General features: G+C 60.6%; 14 protein-coding genes and 1 pseudogene. 10 read left to right on the forward strand and 5 right to left on the reverse strand.

The window, feature by feature from the left end:
• The first annotated feature begins 138 nt into the window (after positions 1-138).
• From WJM78_RS14125 to WJM78_RS14160, 8 genes are all read left to right on the forward strand, one after another.
• On the forward strand, positions 139-1602 hold the full coding sequence (locus WJM78_RS14125; RefSeq protein ID WP_339009993.1) for an NAD-dependent succinate-semialdehyde dehydrogenase: 1464 nt from the start codon (positions 139-141) through the stop codon (positions 1600-1602).
• 266 nt (positions 1603-1868) lie between these two features.
• Positions 1869-3161, forward strand: a complete 1293-nt coding sequence (gene gabT, locus WJM78_RS14130; protein ID WP_339009994.1) for a 4-aminobutyrate--2-oxoglutarate transaminase — start codon at positions 1869-1871, stop codon at positions 3159-3161.
• Positions 3162-3370: 209 nt separating this feature from the next.
• Positions 3371-4696 carry an APC family permease gene (locus WJM78_RS14135; protein WP_212514329.1) on the forward strand — a complete coding sequence of 442 codons (1326 nt, stop codon included), beginning with the start codon at positions 3371-3373 and terminating at the stop codon, positions 4694-4696.
• 449 nt (positions 4697-5145) lie between these two features.
• On the forward strand, positions 5146-6498 hold the full coding sequence (locus WJM78_RS14140; RefSeq protein ID WP_042034027.1) for an APC family permease: 1353 nt from the start codon (positions 5146-5148) through the stop codon (positions 6496-6498).
• Between the two features lie 327 nt (positions 6499-6825).
• The gene (locus WJM78_RS14145; protein ID WP_212514330.1) at positions 6826-7980 is read left to right on the forward strand and encodes a Na/Pi symporter; all 1155 of its coding nucleotides are present in this window, start codon (positions 6826-6828) and stop codon (positions 7978-7980) included.
• A 140-nt stretch (positions 7981-8120) separates the two neighbouring features.
• Entirely contained in the window at positions 8121-8591 is a 471-nt protein-coding gene (locus tag WJM78_RS14150) for an FKBP-type peptidyl-prolyl cis-trans isomerase (RefSeq protein WP_108537667.1), read from the forward strand.
• Positions 8592-8896: 305 nt separating this feature from the next.
• Entirely contained in the window at positions 8897-9664 is a 768-nt protein-coding gene (locus WJM78_RS14155) for a class III extradiol ring-cleavage dioxygenase (RefSeq protein WP_339009995.1), read from the forward strand.
• A 599-nt stretch (positions 9665-10263) separates the two neighbouring features.
• A complete protein-coding gene (locus WJM78_RS14160; protein ID WP_108537100.1) occupies positions 10264-10440 on the forward strand; it encodes a hypothetical protein in 177 nt (58 codons plus the stop codon).
• Positions 10441-10508: 68 nt separating this feature from the next.
• On the opposite strand, the gene icd is transcribed toward WJM78_RS14160, so the two are convergent.
• Both icd and WJM78_RS14170 read right to left on the reverse strand, forming a co-directional pair.
• Positions 10509-11762, reverse strand: coding sequence for an NADP-dependent isocitrate dehydrogenase (gene icd / locus WJM78_RS14165; RefSeq protein WP_005312750.1), 1254 nt, complete (start codon positions 11760-11762; stop codon positions 10509-10511).
• Positions 11763-11963: 201 nt separating this feature from the next.
• A pseudogene (locus WJM78_RS14170) lies at positions 11964-12433 on the reverse strand (AraC family transcriptional regulator); the annotation flags it as partial.
• A 141-nt stretch (positions 12434-12574) separates the two neighbouring features.
• On the opposite strand from WJM78_RS14170, the gene manA reads away from it, so the two are divergent.
• On the forward strand, positions 12575-13822 hold the full coding sequence (manA, locus tag WJM78_RS14175) for a mannose-6-phosphate isomerase, class I (RefSeq protein WP_339009998.1): 1248 nt from the start codon (positions 12575-12577) through the stop codon (positions 13820-13822).
• A gap of 187 nt (positions 13823-14009) precedes the next feature.
• On the opposite strand, the gene WJM78_RS14180 is transcribed toward manA, so the two are convergent.
• Positions 14010-14165, reverse strand: a complete 156-nt coding sequence (locus WJM78_RS14180) for a hypothetical protein (RefSeq protein WP_108535925.1) — start codon at positions 14163-14165, stop codon at positions 14010-14012.
• 508 nt (positions 14166-14673) lie between these two features.
• On the opposite strand from WJM78_RS14180, the gene WJM78_RS14185 reads away from it, so the two are divergent.
• The gene (locus WJM78_RS14185; RefSeq protein ID WP_339010001.1) at positions 14674-15003 is read left to right on the forward strand and encodes a hypothetical protein; all 330 of its coding nucleotides are present in this window, start codon (positions 14674-14676) and stop codon (positions 15001-15003) included.
• Positions 15004-15027: 24 nt separating this feature from the next.
• On the opposite strand, the gene WJM78_RS14190 is transcribed toward WJM78_RS14185, so the two are convergent.
• Entirely contained in the window at positions 15028-16224 is a 1197-nt protein-coding gene (locus WJM78_RS14190) for a MalY/PatB family protein (protein ID WP_339010002.1), read from the reverse strand.
• 85 nt (positions 16225-16309) lie between these two features.
• Positions 16310-17881, reverse strand: a complete 1572-nt coding sequence (gene malX, locus WJM78_RS14195) for a maltose/glucose-specific PTS transporter subunit IIBC (protein ID WP_339010004.1) — start codon at positions 17879-17881, stop codon at positions 16310-16312.
• Positions 17882-18096 lie beyond the last annotated feature (215 nt).

Below are 18096 nucleotides of genomic sequence, written 5' to 3' on the forward strand. Positions count from 1 at the left end.
TGTGCAGCCCCATTTACTCAAATATATTTAACACTTGAAAAACACTTCAGCTCAATTTATGGTCATTACGTGCTTATTATTCTATACGGTGGCAACACGGGATGACGTGACCACCCTGACCCACACTCGAGGCCTCTCATGTCAGCATCACAACCTGCTCTCTCCTTGATCAAATCCCTTGCCTATATAGATGGCCGCTGGTGCGAGGCCCATGGCAGGCACAGCTTCGAGGTGTACAACCCGGCCACCGGCCAGGTCATCACCCAGGTGCCCGACATGGACGAGACGGACACCCGCCGCGCCATCGAGGCCGCCCACACAGCCCAGCCGGCCTGGGCGGCGCTCACCGCCAAGGAGCGCAGCAACCGGCTCCATGCCTGGTTCGATCTCATCATGGCCAACCAGGATGAGCTGGCCCGCATAATGACCTGCGAGCAGGGCAAGCCGCTGGCCGAGGCCAAGGGGGAAGTGGCCTATGGCGCCAGCTTTATCCAGTGGTTTGCGGAAGAGGGCAAGCGCGCCTACGGCCGCACCATTCCGGGTTTTTCCAACGACAGGCGTCTGGCCACCATCAAACAGCCGGTGGGCGTGGTCGCCGCCATCACCCCCTGGAACTTCCCCATCGCCATGATCACCCGCAAGGCGGGCCCGGCACTGGCCGCCGGTTGCACCATCGTCATCAAGCCTGCCGCCGAGACACCGCTGTGTGCACTGGCACTGGCGGTACTGGCGGAGCAAGCGGGCATACCAGCCGGGGTCATCAACATCGTCACCTCCCATCAGGCGGCCGCCGTGGGCAACGAGCTGTGCAACAACAAGCGGGTGCGCAAACTCTCCTTCACCGGCTCCACCCGCATCGGCAAGCTGTTGATGCGCCAGTGCGCCGACACCATGAAGAAACTGTCGCTGGAGCTGGGTGGCAACGCCCCCTTCATCGTATTTGATGATGCGGATCTCGACGCCGCCATCGCCGGGGCGCTGGCCTCCAAATACCGCAACGCGGGCCAGACTTGCGTCTGCGCCAACCGCATCCTGGTGCAAGCCGGTGTCTACGAGGCCTTCGCCGAGAAGCTCACCGCCGCCGTGCACGCCTTCAAGGTGGGGGATGGCATGAGCGAGGGCACCCAGATTGGCCCGCTGATCAACGCCGCCGCCGCCAGCAAGGTGGCCGAGCTGGTCAAGCAAGCCACCGCCGCCGGGGCCGAGGTACTGGTGGGGGGGGAAGCCCATTCCGCCGGACCGCTCTTCTACCAGCCCACCATTTTGGGCAAGGTCGACAAGAGCAACCCCATTTTGCAGGAGGAGATCTTCGGCCCGGTCGCCCCGCTGGTGCGTTTTGAAACAGAAGCTGAGGCCATCGCCATCGCCAACGATACCCCCTACGGGTTGGCCGCCTACTTCTATGGCCGCGACATCGCCCGGGTATGGCGCGTGGCCGAGCAGCTGGAATACGGCATGGTGGGCATCAACGAGGGGATCATCTCCACCGAGCTGGCCCCCTTTGGCGGCATCAAGGAGTCCGGTCTTGGCCGCGAAGGGGCGGCCGAGGGGCTGGAAGAGTACCTCGAAACCAAATACCTCTGCTTTGGCGGCATTCGCTAAGGCAGCAGAGGGCCAAAGCATCCCATTCACCGATGCCTTGGCCGCAAAATCCATCGTTTTGATAGATAGATGCAGGAGTTCGCCCGAGGCGGCAAGGGGCTAAATGTGGCCCACTGTGCCCCGCAAGAGGGCTGCTGCAGAGCAAACCACACGCCGCCGATCTGGGCCAATGGGCCAATGGGCCAGTCGGCGGCGATGGGCGCCAAGTCGCCCGCCACACATTCAGTCAGGGAATATCGGGGGCTGCGGCCACTCAGGGAGGAAAGATGAGTCAGTCAGAATCAAACAAGGCGTGGCAAGCGCGCCGCGAAGCGGCCGTGGTCAACGGCGTCGGCACCCTGCTACCGGTGTTTATCGACCGGGCGAAAAATGCCGAGCTGTGGGATGTGGAGGGCAACCGCTACATCGACTTTGCCTCCGGCATCGCCGTGCTCAACACCGGCCACAACCATCCGAAAGTGGTGGCGGCGGTGCGTGAACAGCTCGAAAAATTCAGCCACACCTGCTTCCAGGTCACCCCCTACCCCGGCTATATCGAGCTTGCCGAGAAGCTCAACGCCCTGGTGCCCGGGCCGACCCCCAAACGCACCCTGTTTCTCTCTACCGGCGCCGAGGCGGTGGAAAACGCCATCAAGATAGCCCGCGCCCACACGGGTCGCAGCGGCACCATCGCCTTCAAGGGGGGCTTTCACGGTCGTACCATGATGGGCATGGCACTCACCGGCAAGGTGGTGCCCTACAAGACCGGCTTCGGCCCCTTCCCGGGGGAGGTCTATCACCTGCCCTTCCCGAGCGACTACCTGAGGGTGAGCGAGGCCGATGCCCTGGCCGCGCTGGATCTCTGCTTCAGCTCGGATATAGAGCCGGCCCGGGTCGCGGCCATCATTCTCGAACCCGTGCAGGGTGAGGGGGGCTTCTATGCCGCCTCCCCAAGCTTCATGCAAAGCCTGCGCACGCTGTGCGATCAGCACGGCATAGTGCTGATCTGCGACGAGATCCAGAGTGGCTTCTGCCGCACCGGCAAGACCTTTGCCACCGAATACAGCGGCATAGAACCGGACATCATGACGCTCGCCAAGAGCCTGGCCGGCGGCTTCCCGCTCTCGGCCGTGGTGGGCAAGGCGGCTATCATGAATGCCGCCAAGCCGGGGGGGCTGGGGGGCACCTATGCGGGTTCGCCCATTGCCTGTGCCGCCGCCCTGGCGGTGCTGGAGGTGATCGACGAGGAGCAACTCAACCAGCAAGCCCTGACCCAGGGTGAGCAGATCAAGGCCCGCCTGCACCAGCTGGCGGAACGCTTCGACTGCATCGGTGACATCCGCGGCCCCGGTGCCATGGTCGCCATGGAGCTGGTCAAGGGACGAAATGCCAGCCAGCCCGACCCGGATCTCACCAAACGGCTGGTGGCCGAGGCGGGCAAACGGGGGCTGGTACTGCTCTCCTGCGGCGTACGGGCCAACGTCATCCGCTTCCTGGCGCCCCTCACCGCGTCTTCGGCCTTGATCGAGGAAGGGCTGAGCCTGCTGGAACAGGCTCTCACCGCCGCCAGCCAAGGCTAGATCGGCACCGTTTTGCCAAACGGTGCGAAAAATAACGTCAGATAACCGCAGGTCGCCCATCGCGGACGGCCTGCTCATACGGTATCATCGCCGCCCCAAAAATGATGACAGGAGCGCTTGGCTCCCTCCAAGGCCGAGGCCCCCCTGTCACGGATCCTGCGCCTGCCCGCTGCGCGGGAAACCTGCACCGAATTCAAGGAGATAGGCCAATGGCTCCACGCCCGGCTCGATTGAAGCAAACCCTCACCCTGTGGCAAGTGGTGGTCATGGGATTGGCCTACATGACCCCCATGGTGGTGTTCGATACCTTCGGTATCGTCACCGACATCACCCACGGTCATGTCACCACCGCCTACCTGCTGGCCCTGGTCGGCGTGCTCTTTACCGCCACCAGCTACAGCCAGATGGTGCGCCACTACCCCTCGGCGGGCTCGGCCTACACCTATGCCCAGAAGGAGTTCTCCCCCGTGGTGGGCTTCATGGTGGGCTGGTCGTCCCTGCTGGACTATGTCTTCCTGCCGATGATCAACATGCTGCTGGCCAAGATCTACCTGAGCGCGCTGTTTCCCGGCGTCGAGCCCTGGATCTTCATCTGCGCCATGACGGCCCTGATGACCCTCATCAATCTGCGCGGCATCGATCTGGTGGCCAACCTCAATGGCATCATCATCCTGATCCAGATCGCCATCATAGTGGTGTTCCTGACCCTGATTGGCTACGGCATAGCCCAGGGCGAAGGGGTCGGTGCCGTCAGCCTGCAACCCATCTACAGCGCCAACGCCGAGGTGCTGCCGCTGCTGACCGGCGCCACCATCCTCTGTTTCTCCTTCCTGGGTTTTGACAGTCTGAGCGCCCTGTGCGAAGAGACGCCGGAGGCGGGCAAGGTGATCCCCAAGGCCATCTTCCTGACCGCGCTGCTGGGGGGCCTCATCTTCGTGGTAGTGGCCTATGCCCTGCAGCTCTACTTCCCGGATGCTTCCCGCTTCAAGGAGCCGGATGCCGTGCTGCCAGAGCTCGCCCTCTATGTGGGCGGCAAGCTGTTCCAGAGCGTGGTGCTGGTGTGCGCCTGCGTGGCCGTGCTGGCGTCGGGGCTCTCTTCCCACGCCGGGGTATCCCGCATCCTCTACGTGATGGGGCGGGACAAGGTGCTGCCCCAACGCACTTTCGGCTACATCCACCCCAAGTGGCAGACCCCGGTGTTCAACATATTGCTGGTGGGCATACTGGCACTGTCGGCCATCAGCTTTGATCTGGAAATCGCCCTGGCCCTGATCAACTTCGGCGCCCTGGTGGCCTTTACCGTGGTCAATCTGTCGGTGATCGCCTGCTATTACGTGCGTCAGGGGCGCAACAAAACCCTTAAGGATCACCTGCAATATCTGGTGCTGCCCCTGTGCGGGGCAGGGACTGTCGCGGTTCTCTGGTTCAATCTGGAACAAACCTCCCTTATCCTCGGCCTTATCTGGGCTGCCATAGGGGGAATTTATCTGTTTTTGCGCACCACCTTCTGGCGCGTATCCTTGCCGACCTATTGAGCTGCACACCTTGCCACGGCTGGGCTGGCGTCCATCTTCCCCACACCGGACTGGGCGTCATTTATTGATATAAACCAGGTCATTGATAATTCTCTTGCCTGGAATGGCCTTAGTGGCTTGTCTTCCCCCCTCATCTGGGGCAAAATCCCGCCGCTTTCATAACCGATGTGATCCCACATCGGTTATTTTCATTTTGAAAAAAAATCAATACCACTCGAGGCCGGAACCATTCCGGAAATGATATCAAGGTTCAGATGAACCTAATGCCGCAATGAGGAAAAAACATGGGGCTCTTGTTTGCTTTGTCTCCGGTCGCCACCGGAACCTGCTTTGGTCGCCGCGCGACCAACGTCTGTGGTTTGCATACCGATGTTGTGAGTACGCGAGAACCCGGTCCCATGGCCTCACGCCATTCCACTTCCTGCCACCCGTGCAAGGAGGAAGCCTGAATGAGCCAGCAGCAACCCGTTCGTCTGAAGAAAACCCTCAGCATGTGGCAGGTGGTGGTGATGGGCCTGGCCTATCTGACCCCCATGGCCGTGTTCGACACCTTCGCCATCGTCGGTGACATCACCGATGGCCGGGTCGCCACCGCCTATCTGCTGGCACTGGGCGGCATCCTGCTGACCGCGTTCAGCTACGGCCATCTGGTGCGCAAGTTCCCCTCTGCGGGCTCTGCCTATACCTATGCCCAGAAGGTGTTCAACCCCTACGTCGGTTTCATGGTGGGCTGGTCTTCCCTGCTCGACTACATGTTCATGCCGATGATCAACATCCTCTTGGCCAAGATTTACCTCACAGCCATGTTCCCGGGGGTTGATCCCTGGATCTTCATCTTCGGTCTGGTGACTGTGATGACCTTCCTCAACCTGCGTGGCATCAACCTGGTGGCCAACTTCAATGGCTTGATCGTGGTGATCCAGCTGGCCATCATCATCCTCTTCATCGGTCTGATGGGCTGGGGCATCTATCACGGCGAAGGCGCGGCAACCCTGATGAGCAGCCGGCCGTTCCACTTCGAATCCGCCAGCATGGTGCCGCTGTTTACCGGCGCCACCATCCTCTGCTTCTCCTTCCTCGGCTTTGACGGTCTGAGCTCACTCAGTGAAGAGACCCCGAACGCCGGCAAGGTGATCCCGCGCGCCATCGTGCTGACCGCCCTCATCGGCGGCGTTATCTTCGTGGTGGTCTCCTACTGCCTGCAGCTCTACTTCCCGGATCTGACCCGATTCAAGGATCCCGATGCCGTGCTGCCCGAGATCGCCCTCTACGTCGGCGGCGCCTTCTTCCAGAGCGTGGTGCTGGTGTGCACCACGGTTGCGGTGCTGGCCTCCGGCATGGCGGCGCACGCCGGTGTCTCCCGCATCCTCTACGTGATGGGGCGTGATCGCATGATCCCGGAGCGGGTATTTGGCTACATACACCAGAAATACCGCACTCCGGCCATCAACGTCTTGCTGGTGGGTTGCCTTGCTCTCTCCGCCGTGTCATTCGATCTGGATACCGCCCTGGCGCTGGTGAACTTCGGTGCCCTGGTGGCCTTCACCTTCGTCAACCTGTCGGTCATAGGCCAGTTCTGGGTACGCGAGAAGCGCAACAAGTGCATCAAGGATCACCTGGTCTACCTGTTGCTGCCGCTGCTCGGCGCCGCCACTATCGGTGCGCTCTGGATCAACCTGGAGCAGAGTTCCCTTGAGTTGGGCCTGATCTGGGCCGGTCTGGGTGCCACCTACCTGTTCCTGCGCCTCGCCGTGTTCCGCATTCCCTTCCGTCAGTACGAAGAGACCGCCGACTCCCAATAAGGGGCCGCGCCACACAGCAAAAAAATAAGAAGGGGAGCCATGGCTCCCCTTCTTGTTTTGCACCCAGCCAGCGCTGGCCTGCCATGCCCGCAGCGGGCGGACAGGCGCAAGACCCTGATCCCATGGACCGCCAAACCGGCCAAACTTGGCCCCGACTCCGACACCGGTCGTCCATCATGGGCATAGCTGCGCCCCTCTTCCCCCGCGAACGGCTCCCTGCCGCCACATCATCAAACCATCACAAAAGTGTCACTTTGTCATATTTCTGTCATGGAGGCTTGGTGTAATGCGCCCGTCCATTTCACGCAGACTGTCCCAAGAGGCTTCATGCACAGCACACCATCTTTAGCACAACAGCAGACCCGTCGTACTGGCCCACTGTTCAACTGGCTCGCTGTGATCACGCTGATCTACCTCATTCTGGTTGCCGTTGGCGCCGTATCCCACGGCTTCAAGAGCTTCTCCGGCGGCGCCGAGGGCGCGGCCCAGATCTTCGCCTTCGCCAGCAACCCCTTCGTTGCCCTGCTGCTTGGCATACTGGCTACGGCGCTGGTGCAATCCTCCAGCACTGTCACCTCGGTGATCGTCGGTCTGGTGGCGGGTGGCCTGCCTATCAGCATGGCCATCCCCATGGTGATGGGGGCCAACCTTGGCACCACCATCACCAACACCATCGTTTCCATCGGCCATATCCGGGATAAGGCCGAGTTTCGCCGCGCCTTCGCCGCCGCCACCGTCCACGACTTCTTCAACCTGCTGGCGGTGTTCATCTTCTTGCCACTGGAGCTGATGTTCGGCCTGCTGCAACAAAGTGCCGAAGCCCTGGCCACCCTGCTGGTGGGCTCCGCCGACATGTCGATGAAAGGGATGGATTTCATGAAGCCCCTCATCTCCCCCGCCCTCACCTTCATCGACGGCCTGGTCGCCTTCCTGCCGGGCAAGGGCGCCGCCATCGCCACCATCATCATCGGCATACTGCTGATCCTCGGCTGCGTCACCTACCTCGGTAAGGTACTGCAACGAGTGCTGGTGGGGCGTGCCAAGGATCTGCTGCACAAAGCGCTGGGCCGTGGCCCGCTGACCGGCATCGCCTCCGGCACCCTGGTCACCGTCATGGTGCAGTCCTCCTCCACCACCACCAGCCTGATCATACCGCTGGTGGGGAGCGGCATGTTCAGCATCCGCCAGCTCTACCCCTTCACCCTGGGCGCCAACATAGGCACCACCATCACGGCACTGCTGGCGGCCACCGCCATCAGCGGCGCCGGCGCCAAGCTGGCGCTGACCATCGCCCTGGTGCACGTGCTGTTCAACCTGTTAGCCGTGGTGCTCATCTATGGCGTGCCCTTCCTGCGGGAGTTGCCCATCCGGGCCGCCGAGGGGCTGGCCCGAGTGGGCAGCGAGAACAAGCTGCTGGCGCTGGGTTATGTGGCAGGCCTTTTCTTCGCCCTGCCCGCCCTGATGATGGTGGCGGTGAAGTAATCCACCCTCATGAGACGAGGGGGCCAGATCCTGGTCCCCTCGTCGTCTGTCTGCCCCGTCACATCCTCCTTATGTCCCGACTCGCCCTCCCTCCCCGACTGGGATAAGATGCCACCTTCATTGCATTTAAGGAAAACCTGATGAAATTCATTCTGATCGCGCTGCTGGTTGCCGGTGTCGTCTACTACTTCTACTCGAGCAGCAATAGCAAAAAACAAGCCGTGGAAAATGTGCGCAAGGGCGCCGAGTTCCTCGTCAGCAACAAAGACAAACCCCTGGTGACCACCACGGCCTCCGGCCTGCAGTACGAGGTGCTGACCCCGGGCACTGGCACGGTTCACCCCACCGCCACCAGCAAGGTGAAGGTGCACTACGAGGGCAAGCTGCTGGACGGCACTGTCTTCGACAGCTCGGTCGCCCGTGGCGAGCCCATCGAGTTTGGCCTCAATCAGGTGATAAAGGGCTGGACAGAAGGGGTGCAGTTGATGGTGGAAGGGGAGAAGACCCGCTTCTACATCCCCGCCAATCTGGCCTATGGCGATCGGGCCGCCGGCAAGATACCGCCGGGATCAGTCCTCATCTTCGACGTTGAGCTGCTGGGCATTCAATAAGCAGGCCTATTGCCGCCCCCCCATAAGTACCCGCGCGGATTTCGACGTGGCGCGGCCGGGTATTCAGCAAGCCTGATGATGAAATAATCAGACAAGGCCAGCGCCATGCGCTGGCCTTGTCATTTATGGAATCCATCCCCCGGTTTTCGCCATAACTATCAACCCATAGTGAACAGTGCTTATACATGACACTGGATTGTTAACCGCCAATCCGGGGCAGATAATGAGTCCATCGTCAGTGGCGCTGCCCTGACCCGGGTTTTGGTGCGCCGCGCGTACCGACACAGCGTATATGGAGTCTTGTCATGTCTATCGCCCCTGTATGGTTTATCTCTCACGGTGCCCCGGATCTGGTTCTGCGCGACCAGCCGGCAACCCGCTTCCTGAAAAATCTCTCTCTTGGCGACATCAAGGGGCTGGTGGTGATCTCGGCCCACTGGTTCAGCCGCGCCGAACTACAGATCAACGCCGAGCCCAGCCCGGCGCTCATGTATGACTTCTACGGGTTTCCGGAGCCGCTCTACCAGATCCGCTGGCCAGCGCAGAGCCCTCAGTGGCTGCAGGAGGCAGTGAGCGATCAGCTGATGCTGGCGGGCTTGCCGGCAACGCCGGTACGGCGTGAGCTGGATCACGGCGTCTGGTCGCCGCTCTCCCTGATGGATCCGGCCAGCCGCGTCCCCCTGGTGCAGATCGCCATCCCGGCCAGTTTCAGCCCGAGCCAGCTGTGGCAACTGGGTGAGGCACTGCATAGCCTGCGCGAGCAGGGGATAGGCATACTGGCCTCCGGCGCCATCACCCACAACCTGCGGGCACTCGGGCCGGACAACTCGCCCGTACCCGGCTGGGCAAGCGCCTTCGTCAACTGGCTGGAGCAGACCATGAGCGAGGGTGACAGAGCTGCGTTGGAAGAGTACAGAGCCCGCGCGCCGGGGGCGGTGGAATCCCATCCTCACGACGATCACCTGCGCCCGCTGTTTGTGGCGCTCGGCGCCGCCGGCCAGGACAAGCCCCTCAAGCTGCACGACAGCTGGGATGGCGGCAGCCTCTACATGGGCTCCTACCGGTTTGGTTGAGGCTGTCGGCTAAACAAAGTGCCGAATCCAAGCCAGACAGCGTGGGAGCTCAACCCGTGATGACTGTGGCAGCAAGGGCAGGGTAACCCCCCGCAAGCGTGTGTAATAGCCGTTTGTTTTCAGCAGGTGCGCACACGCCATGCAACTCAAACCGCTTCTCAAGGGCTGGTTGGTCAGCGCCACCCATCCGGTATGGGCCACCGGCGGCGATGATCCCGCCGAAGAGATGGCAACATACCTGGCTAGCGCCCCAATTTGATCTTTTTTCACCCGATAGACCCGCCACTCTGGCGGGTTTTTCTCTTCATGGATCAGCAAGATGGCCCCCACTGTGCCTTGCACATGAGCGCGCCAGGCCTCCGCCGTCAGCTGCCAATCCCCCCAAGTTGGTTATTTTGTGATAGGATAGGGTCCGTTTTTTGACATCTGCGACCCGTTCGCACCGTTATCCGGCGAGATCGCTACCCAATCCGGTGATAACAACGAACAGAGGTGCGCAGACAAACCGTGACCTGGTTGAGTCAGGTCTGGCAGCGGTCGAGAAGCTGTTTTGCCAGACGAGCAACACCCAAGGGCACCTTAGATAAGGAGATCGGGCAATGAAACAATATCAAAGCTGGCTGGGACAATATCTGATGAGTCGCCGCGATGGAGATCACGCCATGGCATCCGAGCTCGCCAACTCCATCTGCAAGTTCTGGCAGACCCAGGGTGACGAAGCCGAAAGCAGCAAATGGCAGCAGCGCTATCAGCAACACGTAGAGCAGGCGCAATGAATCCCTTGGCTCTTCACCCATAAAAAACCGGCGCTCATGGCGCCGGTTTTGCATTTCAGTCTTACCGCTTACATCTGATCGACCATGTCCTGGGCAAACTGGGAGCAGGAGCGCAGGGTGGCACCTTCCATCAGACGCTCGAAGTCATAGGTGACCGTCTTGTTGGCGATGGCGGCTTCCATTCCCTTGATGATGAGATCGGCCGCTTCGACCCAGCCCATGTGGCGCAGCATCATCTCGGCAGAGAGGATCAGCGAACCCGGGTTGACCTTGTCCTGACCGGCGTATTTCGGTGCAGTGCCGTGGGTTGCCTCGAACAGGGCCACGCCGTCACCGATGTTGGCACCCGGCGCGATGCCGATACCGCCAACCTGGGCAGCCAGGGCGTCGGAGATATAGTCACCGTTGAGGTTCATACAGGCGATGACGTCGTACTCGGCCGGACGCAGCAGTATCTGTTGCAGGAAGGCGTCGGCGATGACGTCCTTGACCACGATAGTCTTGCCGGTTTTCGGGTTCTTGAAGGAGCACCAGGGGCCGCCGTCGATGAGCTGGGCATCGTACTCTTTCTGGGCCAGGGCATAGCCCCAATCCTTGAAGGCACCTTCGGTGAACTTCATGATGTTGCCCTTGTGCACCAGGGTCACGGAGTCGCGATCATTGTCGATGGCATACTCGATGGCGGCACGCACCAGACGCTCGGTACCGGCCTTGGACATGGGCTTGATGCCAATGCCGCAAGACTCGGGGAAGCGAATCTTCTTCACGCCCATCTCGTTTTGCAGGAAAGCGATCACCTTCTTGGCTTCATCGCTATCCGCCTTCCACTCGATACCGGCGTAGATGTCTTCGGCGTTCTCGCGGAAGATCACCATGTCGGTTAAGTCAGGGCGCTTGACCGGGCTCGGGGTCCCTTCGTAGTAACGAACCGGGCGCAGGCAGATGTAGAGATCCAGCTCCTGACGCAGGGCCACGTTGAGGGAGCGAATACCGCCGCCGACCGGGGTGGTCAGCGGGCCCTTGATGGCCACGCAGTATTCACGAATGAAATCGAGGGTTTCGGCCGGCAGCCAGGCACCTTCGCCATAGATATGAGTCGATTTTTCGCCGGTATAGATCTCCATCCAGGCGATCTTGCGCTCGCCCTTGTAGGCTTTCTCGACCGCGGCATTGACCACATTCAACATGGCCGGGGTGACGTCCACACCGATGCCATCCCCTTCGATAAACGGAATGATCGGATGGTTGGGAACCTGCAGCTTGCCGTTGGCATCGACTGTGATTTTCTGACCCTGGGTCGGGATTACTACTTTGCTTTCCATCGGCATCTCCTAACTTCCGTTTGTTATCAACTTGTTTGTTGCGCGCGGCCATCTTAGCCCATTCATTTTCATAATAAAATGGCGAGTACGTATGTCAGACCATAGTCGCGCACTGGATCACAATGCGCCCAGCCAGCTCGCCCCTGCCAACGTTCGGCGCCATTCCCCCCTGCTGTACTCGGGCCCAGACTGCGGTATGACTCATACCACCAGGCTATCCCCCTGCCCCTGCGGCTGGCGCAGGGAGTGGCACCTGATGGGCTCGTTCAGGCCTTTCCCTTGCACGCCCGGCAAAAGCAGTTCACATCGCCATAACCGCCACGGTTCGCCACCTCTGCGAGGCGGAAGCGGTACTGTTTCAGCATGAATGTGGCCCGTTAGATCCGGATCCGGCTGAGGTAGTCCGCCAATCGCATAGGACACTGCCCGCGAAACAGATGGGAGAGATGGCTGGCCAAGACGTTAAAGCGGTGGGGGCTGGGGCGGTGAAAATTTTCCCGGATATAGAGGCAGATGCCGTGAAACAGGTAATCATCGGTGGGGGAGCGGCCGGGATCTTCGGTCAGCACGCTTATCTCCTTGCAGCCCGGCCCCTTGTCCCAAATCTGGTTGAGGTATTCGCCGCTGAACACCCGTTCTAGGCGGGGAAAGTTGACCTGATAGCTGAAACCGGCCCTCCCCCCTGATCCTGATCAAAGGAGAGAGGCAAGCGGTTGCGGCGGTAAAGGCAGCCCATGTTATAGTCCGGTCCACAGCAGCAATGCCACCCTTTTCTTCACCCGACTTTCTTCAAACTAAATGAGGCGTCCCTTATGAGCAGTCGCGACCTGCCTTCTTTTTTGTTAATGCAAAATCCGATTCAAGACTACGACTGGGGCAGCCATGACGCCCTCACCGCCCTGTTTGGCATCCCTAATCCAACGGGCAAACCCCAGGCCGAGTTGTGGATGGGCGCCCATCCCAACGGCTGCTCAGAGGTGACGCTGGCGGGCAGGGTGCAGAAGCTCTCTGTGGTGATCGACGCAGCTCCGGCCGCCGCGCTGGGCGAGGCCACCCGGGCCCGTTTCGGCAGCCTGCCGTTCCTGTTCAAGGTGCTGTGCGCCGAGAAGGCCCTCTCCATCCAGGTACACCCGAGCAAGGCCCAGGCCGAAGCCGGTTTTGCCAGGGAGGAGGCCGCCGGCATCGACCCCAAGGCGAGCAATCGCAACTATAAAGACCCCAACCACAAACCGGAGTTGGTGTTTGCCCTCACCCCCTATCAGGCGATGAACGGCTTTCGTGCCATTCCAGCCATCCTGGCGCTGTTCGAGCGGATCAAGCTGGCGTCCATCGCCGATCTGGTCGCGGCCCTTGCCACCAACCAGAACGAAAGTGGTTTGCAGCACTTCTTCCACCAGTTGCTGATCCTGACTGGGGCACGCAAGGAAGCCGCGCTGGCGGCCCTGCTGGCCTATGCCACCGACCATCAGGATGAAGAGACCTTTGCGCTCATTACCAGTCTGGCCGCCCAATATCCGGGGGATGTGGGGCTCTTCTCGCCGCTCTTGCTCAATGTCGTGACCCTCAAGCCGGGTCAGGCGATGTTCCTCGATGCCTGCACCCCTCACGCCTATGTGCGCGGCACGGGTCTTGAGATCATGGCCAACTCCGACAACGTGCTGCGCGCCGGTCTCACCCCAAAATATATCGACGTGGCAGAGCTGCTGGATTGCACCCGCTGCCAGCCCAAGCCAGATAACCAGATCCTGCTGGCCCCCCGCTGTGAGGGCATGACCGGCAACACTGTGCAGCACTTCGATGTGCCCGTACCGGACTTCACCTTCAGCGTCTATCCGGCAGGCGAGCATGCGCTCACCACCGCCAGCGCCGAGATCCTGTTTGCTATCGATGGCACAGTCACACTCAAGCAGGGCGGCGAGACGCTGCGCCTCGAGAAGGGCCAGTCCGCCTTTGTCCCCGCCGCTACCGGCCACTACCAGCTGCTGGCAGAAGGCCGGGTCGCCCGCGCCGGCAACCGCTGCCAAGACGTACCCCCTGCGCAGGTTTCAATAACGGCCTAAACGAACAAGGACCATCACTGATGGTCCTTGTTGTTCCCTGCAAGCATCTTTGTTTGTCAGGCTGCGCTTCATAACACGTGCAAGGGTGCAATCTCCCGGCCAATAAAAACCCCCAGTCTCCTCTGAGGCTATGGGGGTGTTTATTGTCTGCTTGACCGATGGCCATCACTAGGTGGCCGTCGACGAGCTAGTGTTTTTCAGCTTCCGGCTGGGGCGCTTCTGAACGATCCCGTTCCCGTTGCAGTTCATCAACCCTGGCTTGCCATTTGTCGTGGGCCTGTTTCTGGCCTTGTGACTCAAACTCCTGGCGCATGGTGTCGATCTCTTGGTCAAGTTTTTCCATCAGGATGTCTCCTTACATCATAGGGTTACACACTGGCTGACGGCACTGTTGGCCAACCTGCTCCTTTGATTGGACACCGATCCCACCTAGATTGTCCAACTAAATAAACGATTGATTATGCATAAACCAATCTAGCAAACAGCATTCAGATCCCTATGAAACCCCACAAAATCATTCTGACCCGATGTCATTAAATTCAACATTTCCCTCTATTATCAGTTCATTGAGGTGATGTCGTCCGACTATCTCGCAGACAACCTCAAGATCTGCCGGTTATGCACATTTTTTCCACGCGGCTCGGCCAGGCCATCGGCAGGGAATCGACCAGGGCGCTGAAGAGGAGATGCCCTCCAAACTGTTCTTCATGATCGCCTCCCCGGCAGACGGCGCCAAAAGGCTACCTTGACGGGGATAGCACACTCAGCCCGCAGCAAGATAAGATAGGAGCCATATTGTACCTGCCAACCCCAGGGCCCTGCGGCCCATCACGGACGGAGTCTTGACGCTCATGGAATTGACGGACGTACTACTCACCCTGGCGGGCCTGGTGACCGTCGCCATCATCCTCAAGAACAACTCGGTCGCTCAGCCCGACTGGGACAAGCTGCCCACCCTGCCTAAGTACCTCAGCTTGCATCCCGAATGCGCCACCGAGGATGACGAGCACGCCAGCTGCTACGCCTGCGGTTCCCGCAAGGTACTGTTCAGCCCGCTTACCTGCGTCGGTGATTACCGACGGCGTCACACCTGCCTTGCCTGCGGCAAGGTGCTGTTTAGCAGCCGTGCCATCCTCGGACAGGCTAACTCTCCCGATACCCAAAAGCTGACCTCGCAATAAACAAGCCGCCCGGAGCGGCTTGTTTTATCTGGCATGCAACTCCCCCAGCGCGCCGATCAGGGCATCGAGCCCCTGATCGACCTTTGAGCGCGGGCAGCCGACGTTGAGGCGGATATAGCCTTTGCCTTCGGGGCCGTAGGTGTCACCGCGCATGATGGCGACCCGGTATTTTTCCACCAGCAAGATTTGCAGGGCATCCATCCGCTCGCTGGAGTCGATGCCAAGCCCGCGCAGATCAATCCAGGCGAGATAGGTCCCTTCGGGCACCCGATAGTCGATGGCGGGGAACGCGGCGTTGAGCCGCGCCGCCACATTGGCGAGGTTGCCGTGCAGATAGGCTTTCAGCGCATCGAGCCACTCGCCGCCGTCCCGATAGGCGCTGATATGGGCCAGCACCCCGAGAATGGGCGGCGATGAGAGGCCATGGGCCGCCTTGAGCCGCTGCAGATAGGCGGCCCGCGCCTGTGCGTTGGCAATAAAGGCATAGGCGCCGCCAAGGGCCGGAATATTGAAGGATTTGGAGCCCGAGCTCACCAGCGCCCAGTTATCATCCGGCGCCACCTCGCTCCACGGCAGGTAGCGGGCAAAGCTCACATCCATATGGATGTCGTCCGAGATCACCTTGACCCCGTGGCGCTGGCAGATAGCAGCCATCCGGCTCAGCTCATCGCGCGTCCAGACCCGGCCGGTGGGGTTGTGGGGGCTGCACAGCAGCAGGATGCGGCAGTCGGTGCGGGCGGCTTGCTGCTCAAAGCACGCCCAGTCAATCTGGTAACTCCCCTGCTCTTTTTTGAGCGGGCAGGGCAGCAGCACCCTGTCATTGGCCGCCAGCATATTGCCGAAGGCGTCGTAGGCGGGGGTATGCACCAGCACCCCTTCGCCCGGCGCCGACCAGAAGCTCACCAGCTGGGCAATCACATAGATGACCGAGGGGCCATAGACCAGCGTATCCGGGTCGAGCGTTGCCCCGTAGCGGTTGGCAAACCAGTCGCTCACCGCCCCCTTGACGTCACTGTGATTCCAGCGGCTGTAGCCAAATACCCCGTGTTCGAGACGGGTGGCCAGGGTCTGGCGAATACAGGGGGCGGTCTCGAAATCCATGTCGGAGATGGTAAAGGGGAGCAAGTCGGCGTGGCCAAAGCGGTCGGCCACATAGTCCCACTGGGTGCAATAGGTGCCGTGGCGGTCGACCACACGGTCAAAATCATAAGTATCGCGCATGAATTTTCCCCATTCATAAACAGGAGACATATTATGAGAGGCAAAGAGGGGGCTTGCGCCCCCTATTCGGGTTTTATTGACCAGATCAGTCCCTCATCAGGCTCTGCAACTGGTTTTTCACCAGATGCACCTGAGGGCCGATCACCACCTGCAGGTTGTGCTCGTCAAGCTTGATCACCCCGATGGCGCCGTTCGCTTTCAACAGCTTGTCATCGACCCGGCTCATATCCTGCACCGACATCCGCAGGCGGGTGATGCAGTTATCGAGCGCGAGGATGTTATCGGCCCCGCCCAGCGCATTGAGGATGATTTCACCGTTGTAGCCGCTGTTACCAGCCTTCTTGCCAGCTGGCTGGGCAGTCTCGCTGGTTTCGATTTCGCGGCCGGGAGTCTTGAGGTTAAAGCGCACGATGGCGAAGCGAAACACGCTGTAGTAGATGGCAAACCAAATGGCCGCCGCGACCGGCACCAGATACCACTTGGTGGCAGTGCCTTGCAGCACGCCGAACACCAGAAAATCGATGAGGTTGCCGTCGGTGTTGCCGATGGTGACGCCGAGCAGCCCCATGGTCATAAAACCGAGACCGGTCAGGATGGCGTGAATGACGTAGAGCACGGGCGCCACGAACAGGAACAGGAACTCCAGCGGCTCTGTGATGCCGCCGATGACGCAGGCCACCACACCGGAGACCAGCAGCGCCTTGATCTTGCCGCGATTTTCCTGGCGGGCGCAGTGATACATAGCGAGCGCCGCACCCGGCAGGCCGCCGAGGAAGGCAGGCATCTTGCCCTGAGAGAGGAAGGAGGTGGCAGAGACCGAGAAACCGCTGGTGTCAGCGCAGGCAAGCTCGGAGTAGAAGATATTGAGCGCGCCGCTCACCTCGTTGCCGCACACCAGTTGGGTGCCGCCCGCTTCGGTAAAACGAATGAGCGCCACCAGAATGTGGTGCAGACCGAGCGGCAGCAGCAGACGCTCGCCAGTACCAAACAGGAAGGGGCCGAAGGGACCAGCGTGGGAGATCAGCGCACCGATACCATTGATGCCAGCGGCAAACCAGGGCCAGGCGAACGGCACCACCAGACCGACCACGCCCAGTACCAGCACAGTGATGATGGGCACGAAGCGGGCACCGCCGAAGAAGGCGAGCGCATCGGGCATCCGGTAGGTGTAGAACCGGGCGTGCAGTTTGGCGACGATCACCCCGACGATGATGGCTCCCAGAATACCGGTGTCGATGGAGCTGATACCGAGGATCGATTTCACCCCGTAGGCCTTCTCCGCCGCCGCGTCACCGATGACGTTGGCCACGGTCAGGTAGAAATTGATGGAGAGGTTGAGCGCCGCATAGCCGACGAAACCGGCAAAGGCCGCGACCCCCTTCTCTTCCCGCGCCAACCCGAGCGGAATGGCCACCGCGAACATCACCGGCAGGTAGATAAAGGCCACCAGCCCCACCTTGGTCATCCAGAGGAACAGTAGTTGCAGCACTGTGTTGTCGAGGAAGGGCATGCTCTGCTTGACCGCATCGCTGGTGAGCGAGCTGCCGACACCGAGCAAAATGCCCGAGAAGGCCAGCAGGGCGACCGGCAGCATAAAGGTCTTGCCGAGGCTCTGCAGGAACTCCCAGATGGTGGATTTGGCTTGAGGCTTGGCCATGAAACGGCTCCTTGTGAATAAACAGCAATGTCTGTGGCAGCCCTACCCCAGCTCGAAGCAATGTCGAAGCAATGTCGAAGCAGAGGCGCGGGTCAGCATCAGGTTTTGCTGGATGATAAAACGTTTTATCAAACTACAAGTGCCGACAAGATCACAGAATGCGGGGGCTGGCTGGCAGGGAGATCCAAATTTGTGAGCCGGATCGGCCCAACGGT

The organism is Aeromonas popoffii (assembly GCF_037818705.1).
Classification (GTDB): Bacteria; Pseudomonadota; Gammaproteobacteria; order Enterobacterales; family Aeromonadaceae; genus Aeromonas; species Aeromonas popoffii.

Coding starts and splice junctions, on each gene's coding strand:
- WJM78_RS14125 (WP_339009993.1), top strand. CDS start 139: ATGTCAGCATCACAACCTGCTCTCTCCTTGATCAAATCCCTTGCCTAT.
- gabT (WP_339009994.1), top strand. CDS start 1,869: ATGAGTCAGTCAGAATCAAACAAGGCGTGGCAAGCGCGCCGCGAAGCG.
- WJM78_RS14135 (WP_212514329.1), top strand. CDS start 3,371: ATGGCTCCACGCCCGGCTCGATTGAAGCAAACCCTCACCCTGTGGCAA.
- WJM78_RS14140 (WP_042034027.1), top strand. CDS start 5,146: ATGAGCCAGCAGCAACCCGTTCGTCTGAAGAAAACCCTCAGCATGTGG.
- WJM78_RS14145 (WP_212514330.1), top strand. CDS start 6,826: ATGCACAGCACACCATCTTTAGCACAACAGCAGACCCGTCGTACTGGC.
- WJM78_RS14150 (WP_108537667.1), top strand. CDS start 8,121: ATGAAATTCATTCTGATCGCGCTGCTGGTTGCCGGTGTCGTCTACTAC.
- WJM78_RS14155 (WP_339009995.1), top strand. CDS start 8,897: ATGTCTATCGCCCCTGTATGGTTTATCTCTCACGGTGCCCCGGATCTG.
- WJM78_RS14160 (WP_108537100.1), top strand. CDS start 10,264: ATGAAACAATATCAAAGCTGGCTGGGACAATATCTGATGAGTCGCCGC.
- icd (WP_005312750.1), bottom strand. CDS start 11,762: ATGGAAAGCAAAGTAGTAATCCCGACCCAGGGTCAGAAAATCACAGTC.
- manA (WP_339009998.1), top strand. CDS start 12,575: ATGAGCAGTCGCGACCTGCCTTCTTTTTTGTTAATGCAAAATCCGATT.
- WJM78_RS14180 (WP_108535925.1), bottom strand. CDS start 14,165: ATGGAAAAACTTGACCAAGAGATCGACACCATGCGCCAGGAGTTTGAG.
- WJM78_RS14185 (WP_339010001.1), top strand. CDS start 14,674: ATGGAATTGACGGACGTACTACTCACCCTGGCGGGCCTGGTGACCGTC.
- WJM78_RS14190 (WP_339010002.1), bottom strand. CDS start 16,224: ATGCGCGATACTTATGATTTTGACCGTGTGGTCGACCGCCACGGCACC.
- malX (WP_339010004.1), bottom strand. CDS start 17,881: ATGGCCAAGCCTCAAGCCAAATCCACCATCTGGGAGTTCCTGCAGAGC.